The following is a 21,240-nucleotide window of genomic DNA, read 5'->3' on the forward strand; positions in this document are numbered from 1 at the left end:
GTGGCCGGGCCCCCGGGCCGTACTACCGCTTGAAGCCGTAGTCCATCAGCTTCTTCGCGTCCGACGTGCGGTCGGCCACCGAAGCGGAGGTCAGCACCGTGCCGATGACCGTCTTGCCGTTCCGGGTGGCGGCGAAGACCAGGCAGTACTTGGCCTCCGGGCCGGAGCCGGTCTTGACGCCGATGGCGCCCGAGTAGCTGCCGAGCAGGTTGTTGGTGTTCTTCCAGTCCATGTACCGGTAACCGCCGTTCTTGGTGGTCACCTTCTGCCGTGTCGACTTCGTCTTCACGACCGTGCGGAACGTGGAGTACTTCATCGCGCTGCTCGCGAGCTTCGTCAGGTCGCGCGGCGTGGAGTAGTTCGCGCCGTGCCCGATGCCGTCGAACGAGTCGAAGTGCGTGTTCGTCATCCCGAGGCTCTTGGCCGTCGAGTTCATCTTGCCGATGAACGACTTCACGCGGGCGGCGCGGGTGGACCCGGTGCCGAACTTGTCCGCCAGGGCGTACGCCGCGTCACAGCCGGACGGCAGCATCAGGCCGTACAGCAGCTGACGGACCGTCACCTTGTCGCCGACGATCAGGCGTGCCGAGGAGGCGTAGTTGTTGGCGACGATGTAGTCGCCGTACGCCTTCTGCACCGTGACCTTGGCGTCCAGGTTCAGGTTCGGCTGGGCCAGCACCACCCGGGCCGTCATGATCTTGGTGGTGGAACCGGTCGAGCGGCGGGTGTCCGCCGCCTTGGTGTAGAGCGTCTTGCCGGTGCCGTTGTTCATCACGTAGCCGCCCTTGGCCACGATGCTGGGCGCCGTCACCGCCGCCGCCCGGGCCGTCTCGGCCTGAGCCTTGACGGTCGGCGCCGGGGCGGCCTGCGCCGGGGCGACGAACGCCCCGGCCGCCATCACGGCCCCCGCGGTCACGGCGACCGCGGACGCGAAACGGATGCTCTTAACGCTGGTCTTCAAAATGCATACTCCCCATGACCTTGCGGCCGCAAAGAGATCGCGGCCCGCTGGTATGACATGTGAACACGGCCGATGGATGTGCGCCCGGAGCGGATTTCTCCGACCACCCGGTCCGGCCCGGGAGCAGGGCGGTCGCTCAGGCGGCGTCCGCGGCCTCCAGGAGTATCCTCAGCAGCGCGTCCGGAGCGCCGCCCATCACGTTGTGGCCCGAATCCACCGGATGCACCCGCCAGGCGGGATCCGCCAGCAGCCGCCGCCGGACCGGCTCGAACGGTGACGTGCCGGGCCACCCGGTGGCGTGGACGTAGTGCTTGTTGCGGAAGCGGTCGAGGCCGCCCTCCAGACGCACGGCCTGCATCAGGGACGCCAGTGGATGCGGGGTCGCCCGGGGGTCGAAGAACGGCTGCGGCGCGCTGGTGTAGCCGCTCTCGCCGACGCCGTTCAGGTACCAGGCGCGCTCGTTGTCGGTCACCAGCGACCAGCAGGAGTCGCCGTCCTCCGGCACCACGGCGTCGACGTAGACCAGGCCGGCCACCCGGTCCGGGACCCGGTCGGCGGCGCCGGTGAGGACCATCCCGGCGTAGCTGTGCCCGACCAGCACCGCTTCGGTGATCCCCTCGTCCACCAGCAGGTTGACCACGTCCTCGATATGGGTGTCCAGGTTGACCGACGCGGTCAGCAGGTGCTTCCGGCCGCCCACCCCGGTCAGGGTGACCGGGTACGCCTGGTGGCCGTGTCCGCGCAGTTCCCGCGCGAGCGGCTCGAAGGTCCACCCGCCGTGCCAGGCACCGGGTACGAGCACGAACGTCGTCATCACACACTCCTCGAGGTCAGGGAGGGATCATCATGTCCCGGGAGCCGGGAGCCGGGAGCCGGGAGCCGGGAGCCGGGAGCCGGGAGCCGGGAGCCGGGAGCCGGGCTGCTGGGGGCTTGGGGATGGGGGCTGGGGGCCGGGGACGGAGCCGGGTCGCGGCCGGGCCGGGCGTCAGTCGGCCACCGACAGGACGATCTTCCCCGTGGTGCGTCCGCTGTCGCCCAGTTCATGGGCCTTGGCCGCCAGCTCCAGCGGCAGCACCGTGTCGACGCGCGGACGCAGCCGGCCGGCCTCGGCCAGCGCCGCGACCTCCCGCATCCCGGCCTGGTCGGCCTCGACGACCATGAACGCGGCCCGGAGGCCGAGCGGGGCGGCCTCCCGCGCCAGCTCCGCCTCGGCCGGGGAGGCGAGGGAGACCACGATGCCGCCCGGGCGCAGTGTGCGCAGCGAGCGCGGACCGTACGCGCCGCCGATGGTGTCCAGCACCACGTCGACGTCGCCGACCGCCTCGGAGAAGTCCACCCGCGTGTAGTCGACCGCCTCGTCGGCTCCCAGCTCGCGCAGGAACCCGTGCTTGGCCGCCCGGGCGGTGCCGATGACGTGCGCGCCGCGCGCCTTGGCGATCTGGACGGCGAGGTGCCCGACCCCGCCGGCCGCGGCGTGGACCAGCACCCGCTGCCCGGGCCGGACGTCGGCGACGTCCACCAGCGCCTGCCAGGCGGTCAGCGCCGCCAGGGGCAGCGCCGCGGCCTCCAGGTGCGTCAGCCCGGCCGGCTTGCGCACCAGGTGCCGGGCGGGCGAGGTCACGTACTCCGCGTACGTGCCCGCCGGGCTCGGGTGGCGGGGCAGTCCGAACACCTCGTCACCGGGCCGGAACACGGTCACCCCCGGACCGACCGCCTCGACCACCCCGGACACGTCCCAGCCCAGCCGAACCGGCGCCGCGTCCCCGGCGAGCCCGCCGGTCGCCCGGTGCCAGGAGTCGGTCGGGTTGACCCCGGCCGCGTGCACCCGGACGAGCACCTCCGCCGGACCGGGCTCCGGTCGCTCCACCTCCACGAGCTTCAGCACCTCGGGCCCGCCGAAGGAGTCCTGGCCGACAGCGCGCATCTTCATGACGTTCCCCTTGCTCTCCTGGCCGGCCGGCCCCGAGGCGGACCGGCCTTGTGCGGACCACACTTCCGCGGCCGGCCGGGCCCGACGAGTGGCAAGGATGTCATGATGTGAAAAGATCTTGCCATGCATCGTGTCGTGGTCCTGGCCCTCGAAGGCGTCTATCCGTTCGAACTCAGCATTCCGGTACGCATCTTCGGGACCGCCACCGACGGGGCCGGCGAGCCGCTGTACGAGGTCGTCACCTGCAGCCTCGACGGCGGACCGGTCCGCACCAGCGCCGACTTCACGGTCGCGGTGGAACACGGCAGCGAACTGCTGCGGACCGCGGACACCGTGGTGATCCCGCCGTTCACCTGCGGCCCCGCGGCGGACCGGGAGTGGCTCCCGGAAGGACTGGCCGCGGCGCTGTCCCTGCTGCCGCCCGCCGCCCGCATCGTGTCGATCTGCACCGCGTCGTACGTGCTGGCCGCCGCCGGGCTGCTGGACGACCGCCCGGCGACCACGCACTGGAACGAGGCCGACCACTTCCAGCGGACGTTCCCCCGGGTGAAGGTGGACGCCAAGGTGCTGTTCATCGACGACGGCCGGGTCCTCACCGCCGCCGGGGTCGCCGCCGGGATCGACCTGTGCCTGTACATGGTGCGCCGCGACCACGGCAGCGAGGCCGCCAACCGGGTGGCGCGTTTGTGCGTGGTGCCGCCCTGGCGCGAGGGCGGTCAGGCGCAGTACATCGCGCGTCCGGTACCGGCCCCGTCGGCGGCCACCACGGCCGCGACCCGGGCCTGGGCACTGGAGCGGCTCGACCGCCCGCTGCCGCTGGCCGAACTCGCCGAGCACGCGCGGATGAGCGTCCGCACCTTCTGCCGCCGCTTCGTCGAGGAGGTGGGGATGCCTCCCGGCCAGTGGCTCCAGCAGCGCAGGGTGGACCACGCCCGGCGGCTGCTGGAGACCACCGACCTGCCGGTGGACCAGGTCGCCGCGGCGGCGGGTTTCGGCACCGCCGCCTCGCTGCGCCAGCACCTGGCCGCCGCGATCGGAGTGTCCCCCACCGCCTACCGCCACACCTTCCGGGCCGGCTCCCGCACGCCCGCCGGGCCGGTCTCCCCGGCCGGCGCGGCCGGGTAGCCGACTGCGCCGGTCCGCCGGACCACTGGATCGCCGGTCCGCCGGTCAGGGGGCCGCACCACCCCCCGCCGCCCCCGCCGCGGCGACCGGCGCCCGGTCCCGCCCGGCGAGCACATCGAGTACCGCGCGGGCCACCACGTCGTTCTGCCGGAAGGCGGGGGCGTCGGTGCGCGGCCGGGCGAAGGCGGCGACGGCCCGGCTGTTGGTGGGGGCGCCGAGAGCGATGCGGCGGGGGTGCGGCCCGCCGGCGGTGGGGTCGACGACGCGGGAGTCGTCCGGTGCCACCTCCAGCAGGCCGGAGCGGTGGACGTGGGTGGCGTCGGCGACCACCTCCTCGGTGAGCCCGCCGGCCCGGTACAGGCGGCGCAGCAGCGGGTCCTCGGTGCGGTCCAGGGAGGGCCGCGGCAGGTACGCCTCCACCAGGGCGGTGGCGGTGACGGTGTGTCCGGGCACGGTGGGGCTGGTCGCGGTGAAGGTTCCGGTGGCCTCGTCGGTGCCGACCTCCAGCCCGGCGCCGAGGAAGTGGACCACCCCGGCCCGGGACAGCGCCAGCAGCTGCCGGAGCCGGAACCCGGGCGGGCCGGAGGCGAGGAAGCTGAAGAACCCGTGCCACCAGCCGTCGATCCCCTCCGCCAGGGACCGGGCGGTGAGCCGTCCCGAGGCCACGGCGCGCGGCAGCTGGCCGTAGACGGAGAGCAGGGCGTGGAAGGCGCCGAGGTCCGCGCTGTACTCCGGGTCCTCGCGGCGCGCGACGTCCCGGGCGATGTGGTCCCGGAGGTGCTCCTGGAAGGCCTCCGGCGAACGGAAGGCCAGACCGGCCAGCGGGCGGTCCAGCGCTTCCAGGTCCAGCCGGTCCGCCGGGTCGGGCACGGCCGCCGCGACCAGCGCGGCCATGGCGTCGGAGCGCCAGTCCGCCGCGTCGAAGCGGGCGAGGAACTCCGGCCAGGCCAGGGTGGTGCGTTCCGGGTGGGCGTGGAACAGCTCGTGGTAGTGGCCGAACGCGGTCTCCTTCGCCATCAGCGGCCACAGGTCGCGGCGCAGGTCGAGCGGGCGGCCCTCGGCGAGCAGCGCGTCCACCGCGTCCGGGCCGAAGTAGCGCGGCAGCGGCGGGCGTGGTCCGCGGAGCCGGTAGCGGGTCTTGGAGTGGTAGGGCACGCCGCGCCGCGATCCGACGTGGATGACCGGCTCCCGGCCGGACGGCCGGTAGCCCAGGGTGCCGTCGGCCTCGGTGTGGTAGCTGCCGCCGCGGCCCTCGGTGAGCAGCACCACCAGGTCGACGAAGGCGAGTCCGAAGCCGCGCAGGATGACGTGCTCGCCGCCGCGCAGCCCGGACAGGTCCGCGTCCGAGGAGAACTCCGGAGGGAGGTGGAACCGGCCGTGCCGCCGGGCGAACTCCGCCAGCCGGGCGTGCCCGCCGCCCGGGCTCGCGCCCAGGTGCCCCTGGGCCAGGACGACCAGATCGGCGGTGAGCGGGGCGGCGCGGCCGGCCAGCCGCACCCGCTGCGGACCGTCGGGCGGGCCGGTGACGGCGGTGGCGGTGGTGCGGTGCCACTCGACGCTGACGGTGCGCGGGAGTTCGGTCAGCACCCGGCGGAACACCCACTCCAGATAGGCGCTCTGGGCGCGGCGGGTGGGGAAGTCGGTGGGGCGCAGGCCGCGCAGCTCGGCGAGGACCTCCGGGTCGGCGGGCGGTGGGGGCGCCTGCCGGCCGGGCGAGGCCGGTACCCCGGGGGAGTGCGGCGCCGAGCCCGGGCCGCCGGAGATCCCGGCGGCCCACTGGGCCAGCGAGGGGCCGGGGCGTACCGGGCCGTCGATGGTGGACGTCTCGTCGGTGAACATGGTGACGTCCTCCGCCATGGAGTTCATCCGCAGCAGGGGCGACTGGTCGTGCCGCCAGACCCGGCCCGGGCCGGGCGGGTGCGGATCGACCAGATGGATGTGGAGCGGCCGGTCGCCGGGCCAGAGCAGGGGCGCGTTGGCGGCGATCCGCTCCAGCAGACCGGTGCCGCGTGGGCCGGCGCCGACCACCACCAGCACGGCGGCGGGGGCGCCGGACGCGGCCGGGCCGGCGGCGGGGGCCACCGGGGCGGAGGCCGCCGGGCCCGGCACCTCCGGAGCCGCCGTCGCCCCCGCCGGTGCCGGAGTCGCGGAGGACTCCACGGCGGCGGTCACCGCTCACCGCCGAACGCGGGGCCGGCACCGGCGGTGGCGCCGCGCGGCCGGGCGCGCCCCCGCGCCACCCGCGCGCGCAGCCGCTGGAGCGGGGTGGGCGGCAGGGCGCGGGCGCTGCCGCGGGCGTAGTACCGCTCCACGTAGAACTGGCCGACGCCCAGCACCGTGGTGACGGCGACGTACCAGATGGTGGCGACCATCAGCAGCGGGATGACCTGGTAGGTCTGGTTGTAGACCAGCTGCACGGAGTAGAGCAGGTCGTGCACGGCGAGCACGCTGACGATGCTGGTGCCCTTCAACGTTCCGATCAGCATGTTCCCGGCGGTCGGCACGATGGAGCGCATGGCCTGCGGGACGACGACCCGGCGCAGCGTCCGCCACCTGCCCAGGCCCAGTGCCTGGGCCGCCTCGGTCTGGCCCGGATCCACCGACTGGACGCCGCCGCGCACCACCTCGGCCGCGTAGGCCGCCTCGTGCAGCGTCATGCCGATCACCGCGGTGAGGGTGGGGCCCAGCAGGTTCACCGTGTCCACGGTGACCAGGTCCGGGCCGCCGAACGGGATGCCGACGCCGAGGGTCGGGTAGAGCGCTCCGATGTTGAACCAGAACAGCAGCTGCACCAGCAGCGGGGTGGACCGGAAGATCCATACGTAGCCCCAACCGAGCGCCCGCAGCACCGGGTTGGCGGACAGCCGCATCACCGCCAGCAGGGTGCCGAGCAGGAAGCCGAGCACCATGACCACGCCGGTGAGCCAGAGGGTCAGCAGCAGTCCGTCGAGTACCGCGGGAGTGGTGAACCAGTCGCCGACCACGTCCCACTGGAAGGCGCGGTTGCGGATCACGGAGGTGATGACCAGCGCGAAGACGGCCAGCGCCGCCGCAGCGGCGAACCAGCGGCCGAGGTGCCGGCGCGGCACGATCGGCCAGGTGGCGTCCGGCTCGGGCGGGCCGGCGGGCGAGGTGGCGGCCGGGCCGGCGGGCGGGGCCTCGACGGCGGGGCTCGTTCCGGCGGCGGCCGGGGCGGGCGCCGGTACGGGGGTGCGGGTGAGGGCGGGGGCCGCCGCTGGGGCGGCGGTGGCATCGGGAGGCGTGGCCATCGGGCTCTCCGGGGGAGGGGCGGGCGCGGGCGGTCGACCGGCAACCGGTGGCACGCGTACGCACAGACGCCTACGGTGCGGCCGGGTGCCCCGGTGTCATCACGCGCGTCGCGTCCCTCAACGCGACCGGACGGGCCCCGCGTCAGCGGAGGCGCATCCGTCCTCGATCGTATGTGCGGCCGCCCGCGATCTGTCAAGGCGCCGCCGCTCCCCGCCACCGCGAGAGTCTGACATGCGGTCACTTTCGTCCCGGCATACGGACAGTGGTTGACGGGATCACCTGTCCGGCCGCTCAATTGCCTCCATGAATGCCCAGCAGCGTTTGGTCACCCGCGACCACATCGACTTCGGTCGAGTGTGGTCCGCCACCTGTTGCGCCTGATCCGGCAGCGGGCTGTCTGACCGGCCCCTCCCTCCCTCCCTCGGTGCCCCCGTTGCGGGCCGAGCTCTCCGCCGTCCGGCGCCGCCCGTCCCGGGCAGTCGCCCGAGTGCGGCCGACACCGCGAGCTTCGGACACACGCTGCCGCCACCCCGCCTGACGCCCCCGGTGTCATCACGCCTGCCCGCACCGCGCCCGCCCGGCCGGTCGCGTAGCCCCACGCCGCCCGCGCGCCGTTCGTCTTCCGCCGCCCGCGCGGTTCTTCTTCCGCTTGCCCGCGCCGTTCTTCCCTCACCGCCCGCGCTGTTCTTCCCCCGCCACACACCCTGTTCCTCTCCCGCCGCCCGCCCTGGGTGTGCCTCCCCCTCCTGCTCGCGCACCCCCGTACCGACGCGACCCCTGCCCGGTCGCGGCCGCGGCGCGGCGCGCCCACCCCTTCACGAAAGGTCCGTCCATGCCTGTGGAGTTCCTCGGCATCGCCGCCACCAACGACGGCTCCGAGACCGCCGCCCGCTCCGGCGCCGCGTTCGACAAGGAGTACACGCTCAAGCTGGCCCGCGCCCACGAGGACCACGACTGGGACCGCGTGCTGTTCGCGTACGGCTCCGGCTCCCCCGACCCCGCGCCGGCCGCCGCGTACATCGCCGCCAGGCTGGAGAAGCTGCACATCCTGCTGGCCCACCGGCCCAACGTCTCCTACCCCACCTTCGCGGCCAAGACCTTCGCCACCCTCGACCAGATCAGCCAGGGCCGGCTCACCGTCCACTTCATCACCGGCGGGAACGATCACGAGCAGGGACGCGAGGGCGACACCCTCACCAAGGACCAGCGCTACGCCCGCACCCGCGAGTACATCCGGATCGTCAAGAAGATCTGGACCTCGCACGAGCCGTTCGACCACGAGGGCGAGCACTACCGCTTCCACGACTTCGTCAGCGACGTCTTCCCCGTGCAGCAGCCCCGCCCGGCCGTCTCCTTCGGCGGTTCCTCCCCGGCCGCCTACCAGGCCGGGGGCGCCGAGGCGGACATCTACTGCCTGTGGGGCGAGCCCCTGGACCGCACCGCCGAACAGATCGAGCAGGTGAAGGCCGCCGCCGCGGCCGCCGGCCGGGCCGACGTCCCGCGCTTCCAGGTGGCCTTCCGGCCGATCATCGCCCCCACCGAGGAACTGGCCTGGGAGAAGGCGCACCGCACGGTCGGCGCCATCCGCGCCCGCCGGGACGGCGGGGAGCGCACCGCCCCGCGCCACCACGACCGGGCCGAGCCGGAGAACACCGGCTCCCAGCGGCTGGTCGCCATCGCCGAGGCGGGGGAGCGCTACGACCGGGCCCTGTGGACCGCGACCGCCGCCGCCACCCGCGGCGCGGGCAACTCCAACGCCCTGGTCGGCACCCCCGAGACGGTCGCCCGGGCCCTGCTGGACTACTACGACCTCGGTATCGACATCCTCTCCGCCCGCGGATACGCCCTGCTCGACGACGCGATCGACTTCGGCCGGCACGTCATCCCCATCGTCCGCGAGGAGGTCGCCAAGCGGGACGCCGAGCGGGCGGCCGCCACCCCACCGGCCCTCGCGGCGGTGCGCTGATGGCAGCCGCCACCGAGCCGTCCCCCGGGACGGACGTCGAGGTCGTCCCGGCCGCGGTGTCCGACCCGCTGGTCCGGCCGCTGCTGCGGGAACTCGGCCACGAGTACGCGACCCGCTACGGCGAGGGCGCCCACGCCGAACTCGCCCGCCACCCCGACCGGGAGTTCACCGCCGAGCACGGTGGTGTGCTGCTCCTGCTGCTGGAGCGCGGCGCGCCGGTCGCCGGCGGAGCGTTCCGCCGGTACGACGCCACCACCGCCGAACTCAAACGGATCTGGACGCACTCCGCGCACCGGCGGCGCGGCCTCGCCCGCCGGGTGGTGGCGGAACTGGAACGCGAGGCGGCCGGCCGCGGCTACCGGCGGATCTACCTGACCACCGGGCCGCGCCAGCCCGAGGCCCGCGGCCTGTACCTGGCCACCGGATACACCCCGCTGTTCGACACCGGGGCAGACCCGGAGACCATCGGCCCGCTGCCCTTCGAGAAGCACCTCGGCGTCCGCGGTGAACGCCCCGCCGCCAGCGGTGGCAACCGCCCCGTCGTCCGCGGTGAACGCCCCGCCGTCCGTGGGGACGACCGCCCCGCCGCGTGTGGGGGACGCCCCGCCGGCCCGTACCCGGCCGGGTCGGCCCCCGCCGCCTCCGCCCTCCGGGCCGGGGCGCCCACCGCCTCCGCCCCCCGGGCCGCGGCGCCCGCCGCCGGCTCCGCCACGCCCCCCGCCCGCCCCCACGCCCGCACCGGAAAGGCCCCGCAGCAGTGAAGCTCCCCAGCACCCGATCCCGTCCGCCCGCGACCGGCTCCGGCACACCGCGCCGCCGCGCCGGCCTGCGCCTCGCCGCGGCCGCCGCCGCGCTGCTGGCGCTGCCGGGGCTCACCGCCTGCGGGTCCGAGGGCACCGGCACGGCCGGGAGCGGGGCGTCGCCGGTGCCGAAGACCGACCCGGTGGCCGCCGTGCGGAAGGTCGGCTCCATCGCCGCCCTGCTGCCCGCCGACGTCCGGCGGAAGGGCACCCTGCGGGTCGGCAGCTCCACCGGTTACCCGCCCTCGGCGTTCTACCCGAGCGGCCAGGGCGGCGGCGACCCCGTCGGCCAGGACATCGACATCACCGACGCGGTGGCGAAGGTGCTCGGCATCGAGATCCAGCGCCAGGACGCGTCCTTCGAGGCCATCCTGCCCGCCCTCGGCAGCGGCAAGTACGACCTCGGAACGGGCAACTTCGGCGTCACCGCGGAACGCCTGAAGACCATCGACTTCGTCACCTACATCGACGACGGCCAGGGCTTCGCGGTGAAGACGGGCAACACCTCGCTGGGCAAGCGGGTGGACGACCTCACCCAGCTGTGCGGGCTGACCATCGGCACCGGCGCCGGAACCACCTTCGAGGCGACCCTCACCGCACGGAAGGGGGTGTGCGCCGAGGCCGGCCGGAAGCCGTACGACGTCAAGGTGTTCGCCGAGACCGGCGCCATCCTCACCTCCCTGCAGCAGGGCCGGGTCGACGTGGTGATGTCCACCATCAACGGGCTGCGCTACCAGGCGGCCCAGCCCGCGGCCAGGACCACCTTCCTCGGCGAGTACCACCGGCTCGACGTCGGCTTCGCCTTCAAGAAGGGCTCCGACCTCACCCCCGCCTTCCGGGCCGCGGTCAATCAGCTGATCAAGGACGGGACGTACGACCGGATCCTCAGGAAGTGGGGCACCACCGCCTCCGCCATCCCCGAGTCGCGGATCAATCCGCCCGAGCAGAGCTGAGCGGGAGCGCCCCGATGGGACTCACCACCGACCCCGCACCGCCCGGCCCCGCTCACCGGCGACAGGAAGGCGCGAGCCCCCACCGGAAAGCGGCGGAGAGCGGAGGGGAGGGCGGACCCGCCGCGCTGCGCGTGGTACCGGTACGGCACTACGCCCGCTGGGCGGCCGCCGCCGCGATCCTGGTCCTCACCACCCAGTTCGTGCACGGCCTGGTCACCAACCCGGTCTGGGAATGGCACGTCTTCCGCGCCTACTTCCTGTCCGACACCATCGTCGAGGCCGTGGGGGTGACCCTCCAGCTCACCGCCTACGCCACCGTCCTGGGCTTCGCCCTGGGCACCGTGCTCGCCTTCATGCGGCTGTCCCGCAGCCCCGTACTGCGGACCGTGGCCTGGAGCTACATCTGGATCTTCCGGTCGATCCCGATGATCGTGCAGCTGGTCTTCTGGTTCAACCTCGGCGCCCTCTACCGGGAACTGGGCGTCGGCATCCCCTTCGGACCGGTCTTCTGGTCGGTCGGCACCAACAGCCTCATCGGCACGATGGGCGCCGCGCTCATCGGACTGACGCTGCACCAGGCCGCGTACGCCGCGGAGATCGTCCGCGGCGGCGTCCTCTCGGTCGATCACGGACAGCTGGAGGCGGCCGCCGCGCTGGGCATCCCCCGGCCGCGGCAACTGCGGCGGATCGTCCTGCCGCAGGCGATGCGCGCGATCCTGCCCACCGCCGGGAACGAGATCATCGGCCTGCTCAAGGGCACCTCCGTGGTCTACGTGATGGCGATCGGCGAGCTGTTCTACCAGGTCCAGGTGATCTACGGGCGCAACGGCCGGGTGATTCCGCTGCTGCTGGTCGCCACCGCCTGGTACGTGCTCCTCACCACCGTCCTGTCCATCGCCCAGTACTACGTGGAACGGCGGTTCGCCCGCGGTGCCGACCGCACCCCGCCGCCCACCCCGCTGCAACGCGCCCGGCGTCTGGCCGGACACCTCTTCCGCCCGCCACCCACCACCACCCGCAACGGAGCCGCGGTGCGCCACATCCCCGATCCCCGGTCACCCTCCACCACCCTCGACCGGGGCGCGGTGCGTCCCGGCCCGCCCGACGACCAGTGGAACCGGCCGGTGCCGCCGGGCCGCCCGACCCCCGGGGAGAACCGATGAGCGAGGTGATGGTGGACCTGCGAGGCGTCCACAAGTCCTACGGCCCGCTCCAGGTGCTGCGCGGAGTCGACCTCCAGGTCCGCACCGGCGAGGTCGCGGTCGTCCTCGGCCCGTCCGGATCCGGCAAGTCCACCCTGCTGCGCACCATCAACCACCTGGAGAAGGTGAACCGTGGCTGGATCAGCATCGACGGCGAGCTGATCGGCTACCGGCGGGTCCGCGACAAGCTGTACGAGCTGAAGGAGCGCGAAGTCCTGCGGCAGCGCACCCACATCGGGTTCGTCTTCCAGAACTTCAACCTCTTCCCGCACCTGACGGTGCTGGAGAACCTGATCGAGGCCCCGGTCGCCGCGCTGCGCCGGCCCCGCAAGGAGGCCGTGGCGACCGCCGGCCGGCTGCTGGAGCGGGTCGGCCTCGCCGACCGGGCCGGCTCCTACCCCCGTCAGCTGTCCGGCGGGCAGCAGCAGCGCGTGGCCATCGCCCGGGCGCTGGCGCTGGAACCCAAGGTGCTGCTGTTCGACGAGCCGACCTCGGCGCTCGACCCGGAACTGGTCGGCGAGGTCCTGGACGTCATCAAGGACCTGGCGCGGAGCGGCACCACCATGATCGTCGTCACCCATGAGGTCGGCTTCGCCCGCGAGGTCGCCGACACCGTGGTCTTCATGGACGACGGCGTGGTGGTGGAACAGGGGCCGCCGGCATCGGTCCTGGACGCCCCGAGCCACGAACGCACCCGGGCCTTCCTCTCCAAGGTCCTGTGACCCTCGGCGCCCCGCCGCACGCCCCACGCACCGCCGCGGCCGACCGGCCCGCGCGTCCCCCCCACCGCACCCTTCCCCACCCCGGCAAGGAGAACCCCGTGTCCCTCACCCTCACCCGCCGCCACACCTGGTCCGCGCCGATACTCGCGCTGGCCTGCCTGCTGACCGCCTGCGGCAACCCCGCGGAGGACACGGCCGGGCCGGGAACCTCGGGCAAAGCGGCCGACGGCACCGGGACGAAGATCAACGTCACCGCCGACCAGCAGCGGGTGCGCACCGCCAAGGTCGACTCGATCGCCGCGGCGCTCCCGGACAGCATCCGCCGGAGAGGCACCCTGGAGATCGTCAACTCGGCCGGGAGCGAACCCCCGCTGGGCTTCTACGCGACCGACAACAAGACCCACATCGGTGTGGAGGTCGACCTCGCGTACCTGGTCGCCGACGTGCTGGGCCTGAAGGTGCACCAGAACACGGTCTCCTGGGAGAACATCTTCATCGGCCTCGACAGCGGCCGGTACGACGCCGGGCTCAGCAACATCACCGTCACCGAGGAGCGCAAGGACAAGTACGACTTCGCCACCTACCGCAAGGACGACCTGGCCTTCGAGGCGAAGAAGGGCAGCGGCTGGAAGATCACCGGGCCCGAGGACGTGGCGGGCAGGACCGTCGCCGTGGACACCGGCACCAACCAGGAGAAGATCCTGGTCGAGTGGAGCGAACGGGCCGAGGAGTCCGGCCTGGAGCCGGTGGACATCAAGTACTACCAGGACCAGACCGATACCTATCTCGCGCTGGAATCCGGCCGCATCGACCTCTACCTGGGCCCCAACCCGACCGCCGCCTACCACTCCGCGACCGCCGGGAAGACCGAGATCGTCGGCACCTCCTCCGGTGCCGGCGCCAGGCTCCAGGGACTGATCGCGGCCACCACCAAGAAGGACAACGGCCTGGTCGGACCGCTCGCCGACGCACTGAACACGGTGATCGAGAACGGCTCCTACGCCAAGGTCCTCAAGCGCTGGGGGCTGTCCGACGAGGCCGTCACCCGCTCCGAGATCAACCCGCCCGGACTGCCCAGGACCGCGTCCTGACCACCGCCGGGGGCGCGGTGCCGCACCGCCGCCGCCCCCGGCCCGTTACCGCTCCCTTCCTCCTCACGGAACGCCGAGGCCATGCCCCGCGAACTCCACCTCTCCGCCGCGCTCGACGGCGCCGGGCACCACCCCGCCGGGCCGGTGCCTCCCCCCGACGCCGCCCAACCGCCGCCCGCCGCCCACTGGATCGCCCTGGCCGCCCTCGCCGAGCGGGGCGCCCTGGACTTCGTGACCCTCCACGACTCCCTCGCACCGCCGCCCGAGGGCCACCCCGGACGGCTCGACGCGGTCGCCGTGCTCGCCCGGACAGCCCCGGCGACCAGCCGGATCGGGCTCGTCCCCACCGTCACCACCACGCACACCGAGCCCTTCCACACCTCCACCGCCATCGCCACCCTCGACTTCGTCAGCGAAGGCCGCGCCGGCTGGCTGGCCGAGGTCTCCGCCACCGAGGCGGAGGCCCGCGCCGTCGGCCGCCGCGGCCCGGCGCCGGCGGCGGCACTGTGGGCGGAGGCGTCCGACGCGGCCGAGGTGGCCGGCCGGCTGTGGGACAGCTGGGAGGACGACGCGGAGATCCGGGACGCCGCCACCGGCCGCTTCGTCGACCGCGACCGGCTGCACCACATCGACTTCCGGGGGCCGCACTTCTCGGTACGGGGCCCGTCCATCGTGCCCCGGCCGCCCCAGGGGCGCCCACCCGTCGCGGTGGTCCTCGGCCCCGAGGACCCCACCGAGCGCTGGGCGTTCGCGGCGGCACACGCCGACCTCGTGCTGCTGGACGCCCCCGACCCGCGGACCGCGCGCACCGCCCGGGACGACCTGCGGCGCCGGTCCGCCGCGGCCGGCCGCGATCCGGACCGGCTGCGCCTGCTGGTCCGCACCGCCGTCGCCCTGACCGGCCCCGCACCGGCGGCGGACGCGGGCGCCGGCCCGCGGGCATCCGGCGGGCACCCCGACCCGCCGGCGACCGGCGGCCCCGCCGGTGCCCGGGAGTACCGCACCGTCCACCACACCGGCACCGCGGCCGACCTCGCCGAACTGCTCGCCCACTGGCAGGCGGACACCGCCGCCGACGGCTTCGTCCTCGTGCCCCACCTCACCCCGGGCGGACTCGACGAGTTCGTCGACCGGGTGGTGCCGCTGCTGCAGGAGCGGGGCGCCTTCCGTGCCGAGTACGAGGGGCCCACCCTCCGCCACCACCTCGGCCTGCCCGCCCCGCGGCCGTCCCGTCCCACCGGAGGTCCCGCGTGAGGTTCCAGGTGCTGACCATCGTCGGCCACGCCCCGCACCCGCTGACCGGTGGGCTCGGCTCCGCCGCCGACCGGCTCGCCGAGGTCGTCGAGACCGGTGTCGCCGCGGAGCGCCTCGGCTTCGACGCGTACGCCGTGGGCGAGCGGCACGCCGGTCCCTTCCTGTCCTCGGCCCCCACCGTGCTGCTGGGCGCGCTGGCCGCCCGGACCAGCCGCATCCGGCTGCTCACCGGGGTGACGGTGCTGGCCATCCTGGACCCGGTCCGGGTCGCCGAGGACTACGCCACGCTCGACCAGCTCTCCCGCGGACGGCTGGAACTCGTCATCGGGAAGGGCGCCGAGACCGGCCACTTCGACCTCTTCGGCCTGGAGGAGTCACTCCAGTGGGAGTACCAGGCCGAGAACTACGCACTGCTGCGACGCCTGTGGCGCGAGGAGCGGGTGAACTGGGAAGGGAGGTTCCGCCCGCCGCTGAAGGGCGTCACCACGGTGCCCCGCCCGTACGCCGGCCGCCCGCCGCGGGTCTGGCACGGATCGGCGACCAGCCTCAACTCCCCGGAACTGGCCGCCCGCCACGGCGACCCGCTGTTCAGCGCCAACGCCGTCCAGCCCCGTGCGGCGTACGCCCGGCTCATCGCCCACTACCGGGAGCGGTTCGAGGCGTACGGGCACGACCCGCGCACCGCCCATGTGGGCGCCGGCTCCGGCGGGCTGTTCATCGCCGACACCACGCAGCAGGCGGTGACCCGGTTCCGGAACTACTACGAGGCCCGGGTCCGCCAGACCCACAAGCCGGAGCTGGAGGGGAAACCCGGCTACAACACCCCGTTCCGCACCGTGGAGGAGGCGGTCGCCGACGGCCCGCACCTCATCGGCAGCCCGCAGCAGATCATCGACAAGATCCTCGGCTACCACCAGGTGTACCGCCACGACCTCCAGTCCATCACCGTGGACAGCTCCGGACTGAGCCTGCCGGAGCAGATCGAGCAGTTGCAGCGCTTCGCCGAGGAGATCGCGCCGGCGGTCCGCGCGGCGGCCCCCACCGGTCTGTGGGACGCCGCCCCGGCGCCGGAGCGGCCCCCGCGCCACTGAACCCCGCGACCGGATCCGGTCCGTCCCGCATCCCGAACCCCGGGCGCCACGCCACACCCCGGCGCCCGCCCACCACAGCCGAAGGGTCCGCCATGGCCACCGTCCTGTCCGTCTCCGGAAGCCCGTCCGCCACCTCCCGCACCGCCCGCCTGCTGCGTCACCTGGGCACCCGGCTGGCGGCCCAGGGGCACCAGGTGATCCCGCTGGACGTCCGCACGCTGCCCGCCGAAGCCCTGCTCGGCGCCGACTTCGGCCACCCGGCCATCACCCGGGCCACCGCGCTCTTCGCGCAGGCGGACGGGGTGGTGATCGGTACACCGGTGTACAAGGCCGCCTACTCCGGGCTGCTGAAGACCCTGCTCGACCTGCTCCCGCAGTACGCGCTGGCGGGCAAGACGGTGCTGCCGCTGGCCACCGGCGGCACCACCGCCCATGTGCTCGCCATCGACTACGCGCTGCGCCCGGTGCTCAGTTCCATGGGCGCCGCGCACGTCGTCCAGGGCTGGTTCACCCTGGACAAGGACATCGAGGTCGGGCCGGACGGCGGCGTCACCATCGCCCCCGGCGCGGACAGGGCGCTCACCCAGGTCGTGGACCGGTTCTCCGACGCGCTGGGCCACGTCCCCCGGCTGGCCGCCGCCGGATGACCACCGGCCGCCGACGCCCGCGCGGCGTCCCTGACGATGGTCCCGGTGGCGGCGCTCGGGGCCGTCTCCGCCGGTGTGCTCCTCGGCGGGACCCTGAGCCCGGTGCGGTCGGTGGGAGCCGTGGTGCCGCTCGCCGGGGCGCTCCCGGCCGCCACCCGAGGGCGGTCGCCGGGCCGCCGGGAACGCCCGTCCGAGCGCTGACCGGATCGCCGTGCCGCCGACGGCGGGACGCGGGCGGGGCGGGTGCACCCCGCCCCGCCCGGTCCGCGCCGGGGCCGGCCCCGGATTACAGGGTGCGCTGCAGGCGATCGGCCATCAGCTTGATGAACCGCGGCGCGTCGCCGAGTTCGCCGCCCTCGGCGAGCAGCGCCATGCCGTGGATCAGCTCGGCCACCTCCGTCAGCGCGGCGGTGTCCTCCTGCTCGCCATGGGCCTTGCGCAGCCCGGTCACCAGCGGGTGGTTCGGGTTCAGCTCCAGGATGCGCTTCACCTGCGGCATCTCCTGCCCCATGGCGCGGAACATGTTCTCCAGCGCCGGGGTGACGTCGTAGGTGTCACCGACGACGCAGGCGGGGGAGGTGGTGAGCCGGGACGACAGCCGGACCTCCTTCACCTTCTCGCTCAGCGCCGTCGTCATCCACGAGGTCAGGTCCGCGAACTCCTTCTGCAGGCGCTCCCGCTCCGCCTCGACCTCCTTCTTCTCCTCCTCGGTGTCCAGGTCGACCTGCCCCTTGGCGATCGACTGGAACGCCTTGCCGTCGAACTCCGGTACCGAGCTGACCCACATCTCGTCGATGGGATCGGTCAGCAGCAGCACCTCGTAGCCCTTGGCCTGGAACGCCTCCATGTGCGGCGAGTTCTCGATGGTCGACCGCGACTCGCCGGTCATGTAGTAGATGTGCTGCTGCCCGTCCTTCATCCGGTCCAGGTAGCTCCGCAGCGTGACCGTCTCCTCGGCGTCCCGGGTGGAGGAGAAGGAACAGATGTCGAGGATCGCGTTGCGGTTCTCGAAGTCGTCGAGCAGGCCCTCCTTGACCGCCCGGCCGAACTGCTGCCAGAACGTGGCGTAGCGCTCGGCGTCGGCGGACATCATGTCCTTCACCGTGGCCAGCAGCTTCTTCACCAGGCGGCGGCGCATCAGCTGGATCTGCCGGTCCTGCTGGAGGGTCTCGCGGGACACGTTCAGCGACAGGTCCTGCGCGTCGACGACTCCCTTGACGAAGCGCAGGTACTCCGGCATGAGGTCTTCGCAGTCGTCCATGATGAACACGCGCTTGACGTAGAGCTGCACGCCCCGCTTGCGTTCCCGCATGAACAGGTCCGGCGGCGCCACCGACGGGATGAACAGCAGAGCCTGGTACTCGAAGGTCCCTTCCGCCTGCATGCGGACGGTTTCCAGCGGGTCGTTCCAGTCATGGCTGATGTGCTTGTAGAACTCGTGGTACTCGTCGTCGGTCACCTCCTCCCGGGACCGCGCCCACAGCGCCTTCATGGAATTGAGCGTCTCGGTCCGCGGCGCGCCGCCGTCGTCCCCGTCCGCCGTTTCCGCGGCCTCCGGGGAATCCGCCGATTCAGCCGGCGGGTCGGACTTCGGGGCTCCGGTCTCCGCGGCCGCGGTGGCCATCCTGATGGGCCAGGTGATGAAGTCGGAGTACCGCTTGACGATTTCCCGGATCTTCCCGGCGGAGGTGTAGTCGAAGAGCCGGTCCTCGGTGTCCTCCGGCTTCAGGTGCAGGGTGACCGCGGTGCCCTGCGGGGCCTCGTCGAGCGCCTCGATGGTGTACGTCCCCGCCCCGTCGGACTCCCAGCGGGTGCCGGTGGCCTCGGTCGCGTGCCGGGTCACCAGCGTGACCCGGTCGGCCACCATGAAGCCGGAGTAGAACCCCACACCGAACTGGCCGATGAGGTCCTGCGACGCCGCGGCGTCCTTCGCCTCCCGCAGTTCCTGGAGGAGCTTGGCCGTGCCGGACTTCGCGATGGTACCGATGAGGTCCACCACGTCCTCGTGCGTCATCCCGATGCCGTTGTCGCGCACGGTCAGCGTGCGCCGTTCCGGGTCGACCTCGATCCCGATGTGGAGATCGGAGGTGTCCGCCCGCAACTCCGTGCCACGGATCTTCTCCAGGCGCAGCTTGTCCAGAGCGTCGGAGGCGTTGGAGATGAGCTCCCGCAGGAAGACGTCCTTGTTCGAATAAATCGAGTGGATCATCAGCTGCAGAAGCTGACGCGCCTCGACCTGAAACTCGAACGTTTCGGCCTGTGTGCTCACATTCTTCCTTTCCTGAGGTCGTTCCAGGCGAACACGCCTCGAGTGATGACGAATTCATCAGCCGAGAGCGGCCGGATCAGTATAAAAGGCGGTGGGCGCACAGGTATTGAGAACGGCTTCAACCGCGGTCGTCCGCGCCCCGGGTGCCGGTCCGGCCGTCCGGCCGGGCCACCGGGGCGGGCGCCGCGCCGGCGACCGTGAGCAGCGTCCGCGCGAGGGCCCGGGCGCGGCGGGCCGGTCCGTCCGCGCCGAGTCCCTGCACCGAGCCGTACACCCCCTCCATGACCAGGCAGAGCTGGTCGGCGAGTTCCTCCGGGTCGCCGACCGGCAGATCGGCGGTCAGCCGGCCCAGGCGGTCGCGGACCCAGGTCTTCATGGCGACGGCGTTCCGGTGCGCGGGGTGCTCCGGCTCGGGGAACTCGGCGAGCACCATCAGGAACGGGCAGCCCCGGCAGTGCTCCGGCTGCACCTGCTCGGTGAGCGCGTCGAACACCGCGAGGACCCGGTCCAGGGGGTCCCGGCCCGCCCGGTCGACCACCGCCTCGAACCACTCGCGGTAGAGCGTGTCGGCCCGCTCGACGTAGGCGGCGATCAGGTCGTCCTTCGAGGCGAACAACCGGTAGAGGGTGGTCGGGGCGACCCCCGCTTCGGCGGCCACCCGGTCCACGCCCACGGCGCGTACGCCGTGCCAGTAGAACAGGTCGTGGGTGGTCCGGAGGATGTGCTCGCGGGTCTGAGCAGCCGTACGACGCATGTGAAGTCCCTTGTGAGGCACCGTCGGTCGGCTCTAGTCTAGCGATGTTAGGGAACGTTCCCCTACAGCATCTCGCGTGATTTCCCGAAGAGTGAGGCGGAGCAGTGGCGCAAGCGGTACGGGCACGACGGACGGCACGGAGCACCTTCCGGCGCGGTGGACCCTCCCTCCTGGGACCGGCGCTGGTGTGCGCGCTGGCCCTGCTGGCGGGCTGCTCGGACTCCCCGGACTCCCCGGACTCCACCGGGCCCGGCCGGGACGGCGCCCCGACCGGCGGGCAGCGGCCGGGCGGGGAAGCGGAGGTGACGCGGTTCGCCTCGGCGAACCCCGGCTCGGTCAACACCTACCGGATACCGGCGAAGGGCGGTGTGATCGTCGTCGACACCCTGCGCACCACGGGCGACGCCCGGCGCGCGGTGGCCGAGATCAAGCGCTCCGGCGAGCCGGTCGTCGCGGTCCTGCTCACCCACTCGCACCCGGACCACGTGGGCGGCGCGGGCGTCTTCCACGAGGCGTTCCCGAAGGCACCCCTGTACGCGTCCACCGCGACCCAGACCATGATCAGGACCGACCCGCGCGGCTTCTACCCCCTCACCCGGTCCCTGCCGGGATCCGACTTCCCCGCCCGGCTCACCCACCCCGACCGGACGTTCAAGCCGGGGGAGACGCTGGAGATCGGCGGCGTACGGCTGGAGACGGCGGAGTACGAGGAGGGCGAGTCGGACGTGGCCACCGTCTACTACGCCCCGGCGACCGGCGCGCTCTTCTCCGGCGACATCGTGGGCAACCGGGTCACCCCCGCGCTGCTGGAGGGGCACAGCTGCGGCTGGCTGGAGAACCTCGAGCGGCTCGGCACCCGCTTCCCGGACGCCACCCACCTGTACCCCGGGCACGGCGCCCCTGGTGACCCGGACCGGCTCATGGACGAGCAGCGGACCTACCTCCAGCGGTTCCGCGCACTGGTGCGGACCGCGGTGGCGGCGGACTCGCCCGGGGGCGCGAAGGTCACCACCGCCGAACGCGACCGGATCGTGGCGAAGACCGAACGCAGCTACCCCGGGCACCCCAGTGTCGCCTCGCTGCCCACGATGATGGAGGAGAACGTGAAGGGCGTGGCCCGCGAGATCGGGGCGGAGGATCCCGGCACCCTGCCCGCGGTCTGCGGGCGGTAGTCCGCGCGGGGCCCCGGCGCGCGGACGCGTGCG

Annotated in this window: 17 protein-coding genes and 1 pseudogene; 11 read left to right on the top strand and 7 right to left on the bottom strand. The window is 73.5% G+C overall.

Going from position 1 to position 21,240, the window contains the following annotated elements; translation table 11 throughout:
• Positions 1–22: 22 nt before the first annotated feature.
• From ACH4B3_RS20980 to ACH4B3_RS20990, 3 genes are all read right to left on the bottom strand, one after another.
• Complete coding sequence (locus tag ACH4B3_RS20980; protein ID WP_398465019.1) at positions 23–898, bottom strand: D-alanyl-D-alanine carboxypeptidase family protein; 876 nt, start codon at positions 896–898, stop codon at positions 23–25.
• Positions 899–1,097: 199 nt separating this feature from the next.
• Positions 1,098–1,775 carry an alpha/beta fold hydrolase gene (locus tag ACH4B3_RS20985; protein WP_398464722.1) on the bottom strand — a complete coding sequence of 226 codons (678 nt, stop codon included), beginning with the start codon at positions 1,773–1,775 and terminating at the stop codon, positions 1,098–1,100.
• 171 nt (positions 1,776–1,946) lie between these two features.
• Positions 1,947–2,885 (bottom strand): NADP-dependent oxidoreductase, encoded by a 939-nt coding sequence (locus ACH4B3_RS20990; protein WP_398465021.1) that lies wholly within the window; start codon positions 2,883–2,885, stop codon positions 1,947–1,949.
• Positions 2,886–3,014: 129 nt separating this feature from the next.
• On the opposite strand from ACH4B3_RS20990, the gene ACH4B3_RS20995 reads away from it, so the two are divergent.
• The gene (locus ACH4B3_RS20995) at positions 3,015–4,016 is read left to right on the top strand and encodes a GlxA family transcriptional regulator (RefSeq protein ID WP_398464724.1); all 1,002 of its coding nucleotides are present in this window, start codon (positions 3,015–3,017) and stop codon (positions 4,014–4,016) included.
• A 45-nt stretch (positions 4,017–4,061) separates the two neighbouring features.
• On the opposite strand, the gene ACH4B3_RS21000 is transcribed toward ACH4B3_RS20995, so the two are convergent.
• Both ACH4B3_RS21000 and ACH4B3_RS21005 read right to left on the bottom strand, forming a co-directional pair.
• Positions 4,062–6,098, bottom strand: a complete 2,037-nt coding sequence (locus tag ACH4B3_RS21000) for an FAD/NAD(P)-binding protein (RefSeq protein ID WP_398465023.1) — start codon at positions 6,096–6,098, stop codon at positions 4,062–4,064.
• Positions 6,099–6,184: 86 nt separating this feature from the next.
• Positions 6,185–7,285: an amino acid ABC transporter permease gene (locus ACH4B3_RS21005; RefSeq protein WP_398464726.1), complete on the bottom strand. Its 1,101-nt coding sequence runs from the start codon at positions 7,283–7,285 to the stop codon at positions 6,185–6,187.
• 833 nt (positions 7,286–8,118) lie between these two features.
• Between ACH4B3_RS21005 and ACH4B3_RS21010 the strand changes: the two genes are divergently transcribed.
• From ACH4B3_RS21010 to ssuE, 9 genes and pseudogenes are all read left to right on the top strand, one after another.
• A complete protein-coding gene (locus ACH4B3_RS21010) occupies positions 8,119–9,252 on the top strand; it encodes an LLM class flavin-dependent oxidoreductase (RefSeq protein ID WP_398464727.1) in 1,134 nt (377 codons plus the stop codon).
• Positions 9,252–9,755: pseudogene (locus ACH4B3_RS21015) on the top strand (GNAT family N-acetyltransferase); the annotation flags it as partial. The gene ACH4B3_RS21010 and the pseudogene ACH4B3_RS21015, both read left to right, overlap by 1 nt.
• A gap of 254 nt (positions 9,756–10,009) precedes the next feature.
• Positions 10,010–11,005, top strand: coding sequence for an ABC transporter substrate-binding protein (locus ACH4B3_RS21020; protein ID WP_398464729.1), 996 nt, complete (start codon positions 10,010–10,012; stop codon positions 11,003–11,005).
• 14 nt (positions 11,006–11,019) lie between these two features.
• Positions 11,020–12,168: an amino acid ABC transporter permease gene (locus tag ACH4B3_RS21025; protein ID WP_398464731.1), complete on the top strand. Its 1,149-nt coding sequence runs from the start codon at positions 11,020–11,022 to the stop codon at positions 12,166–12,168.
• Positions 12,165–12,929, top strand: a complete 765-nt coding sequence (locus tag ACH4B3_RS21030) for an amino acid ABC transporter ATP-binding protein (protein WP_398464733.1) — start codon at positions 12,165–12,167, stop codon at positions 12,927–12,929. The genes ACH4B3_RS21025 and ACH4B3_RS21030 overlap by 4 nt, the downstream gene beginning before the upstream one ends.
• Before the next feature lie 98 nt (positions 12,930–13,027).
• Positions 13,028–14,020, top strand: coding sequence for an ABC transporter substrate-binding protein (locus ACH4B3_RS21035; RefSeq protein ID WP_398464735.1), 993 nt, complete (start codon positions 13,028–13,030; stop codon positions 14,018–14,020).
• Positions 14,021–14,101: 81 nt separating this feature from the next.
• The gene (locus ACH4B3_RS21040; RefSeq protein WP_398464737.1) at positions 14,102–15,274 is read left to right on the top strand and encodes an LLM class flavin-dependent oxidoreductase; all 1,173 of its coding nucleotides are present in this window, start codon (positions 14,102–14,104) and stop codon (positions 15,272–15,274) included.
• Positions 15,271–16,365, top strand: coding sequence for an LLM class flavin-dependent oxidoreductase (locus ACH4B3_RS21045; RefSeq protein WP_398464739.1), 1,095 nt, complete (start codon positions 15,271–15,273; stop codon positions 16,363–16,365). The genes ACH4B3_RS21040 and ACH4B3_RS21045 overlap by 4 nt, the downstream gene beginning before the upstream one ends.
• A 92-nt stretch (positions 16,366–16,457) precedes the next feature.
• Positions 16,458–17,012: an NADPH-dependent FMN reductase gene (ssuE, locus tag ACH4B3_RS21050; RefSeq protein WP_398464741.1), complete on the top strand. Its 555-nt coding sequence runs from the start codon at positions 16,458–16,460 to the stop codon at positions 17,010–17,012.
• Between the two features lie 286 nt (positions 17,013–17,298).
• Here ssuE and htpG read toward each other — a convergent pair whose 3' ends face one another.
• Both htpG and ACH4B3_RS21060 read right to left on the bottom strand, forming a co-directional pair.
• Entirely contained in the window at positions 17,299–19,221 is a 1,923-nt protein-coding gene (gene htpG, locus ACH4B3_RS21055; RefSeq protein ID WP_398465025.1) for a molecular chaperone HtpG, read from the bottom strand.
• 178 nt (positions 19,222–19,399) lie between these two features.
• Entirely contained in the window at positions 19,400–20,035 is a 636-nt protein-coding gene (locus ACH4B3_RS21060) for a TetR/AcrR family transcriptional regulator (protein WP_398464743.1), read from the bottom strand.
• A 104-nt stretch (positions 20,036–20,139) separates the two neighbouring features.
• On the opposite strand from ACH4B3_RS21060, the gene ACH4B3_RS21065 reads away from it, so the two are divergent.
• Positions 20,140–21,207, top strand: a complete 1,068-nt coding sequence (locus ACH4B3_RS21065) for an MBL fold metallo-hydrolase (protein WP_398464745.1) — start codon at positions 20,140–20,142, stop codon at positions 21,205–21,207.
• Positions 21,208–21,240: the final 33 nt, after the last annotated feature.

The sequence above is a fragment of the Streptomyces sp. NPDC018031 genome (assembly GCF_044327625.1).
In the GTDB taxonomy this organism is placed as follows: domain Bacteria; phylum Actinomycetota; class Actinomycetes; order Streptomycetales; family Streptomycetaceae; genus Streptomyces.

Excerpts from the sequence above, each read along its gene's own strand:
- ACH4B3_RS21025 (WP_398464731.1), top strand. The coding sequence starts at position 11,020 with ATGGGACTCACCACCGACCCCGCACCGCCCGGCCCCGCTCACCGGCGA.
- ACH4B3_RS20990 (WP_398465021.1), bottom strand. The coding sequence starts at position 2,885 with ATGCGCGCTGTCGGCCAGGACTCCTTCGGCGGGCCCGAGGTGCTGAAG.
- ACH4B3_RS21030 (WP_398464733.1), top strand. The coding sequence starts at position 12,165 with ATGAGCGAGGTGATGGTGGACCTGCGAGGCGTCCACAAGTCCTACGGC.
- htpG (WP_398465025.1), bottom strand. The coding sequence starts at position 19,221 with ATGATCCACTCGATTTATTCGAACAAGGACGTCTTCCTGCGGGAGCTC.
- ACH4B3_RS20985 (WP_398464722.1), bottom strand. The coding sequence starts at position 1,775 with ATGACGACGTTCGTGCTCGTACCCGGTGCCTGGCACGGCGGGTGGACC.
- ACH4B3_RS21040 (WP_398464737.1), top strand. The coding sequence starts at position 14,102 with ATGCCCCGCGAACTCCACCTCTCCGCCGCGCTCGACGGCGCCGGGCAC.
- ACH4B3_RS21005 (WP_398464726.1), bottom strand. The coding sequence starts at position 7,285 with ATGGCCACGCCTCCCGATGCCACCGCCGCCCCAGCGGCGGCCCCCGCC.
- ACH4B3_RS20980 (WP_398465019.1), bottom strand. The coding sequence starts at position 898 with ATGGCGGCCGGGGCGTTCGTCGCCCCGGCGCAGGCCGCCCCGGCGCCG.
- ACH4B3_RS21010 (WP_398464727.1), top strand. The coding sequence starts at position 8,119 with ATGCCTGTGGAGTTCCTCGGCATCGCCGCCACCAACGACGGCTCCGAG.
- ssuE (WP_398464741.1), top strand. The coding sequence starts at position 16,458 with ATGGCCACCGTCCTGTCCGTCTCCGGAAGCCCGTCCGCCACCTCCCGC.
- ACH4B3_RS21060 (WP_398464743.1), bottom strand. The coding sequence starts at position 20,035 with ATGCGTCGTACGGCTGCTCAGACCCGCGAGCACATCCTCCGGACCACC.
- ACH4B3_RS20995 (WP_398464724.1), top strand. The coding sequence starts at position 3,015 with ATGCATCGTGTCGTGGTCCTGGCCCTCGAAGGCGTCTATCCGTTCGAA.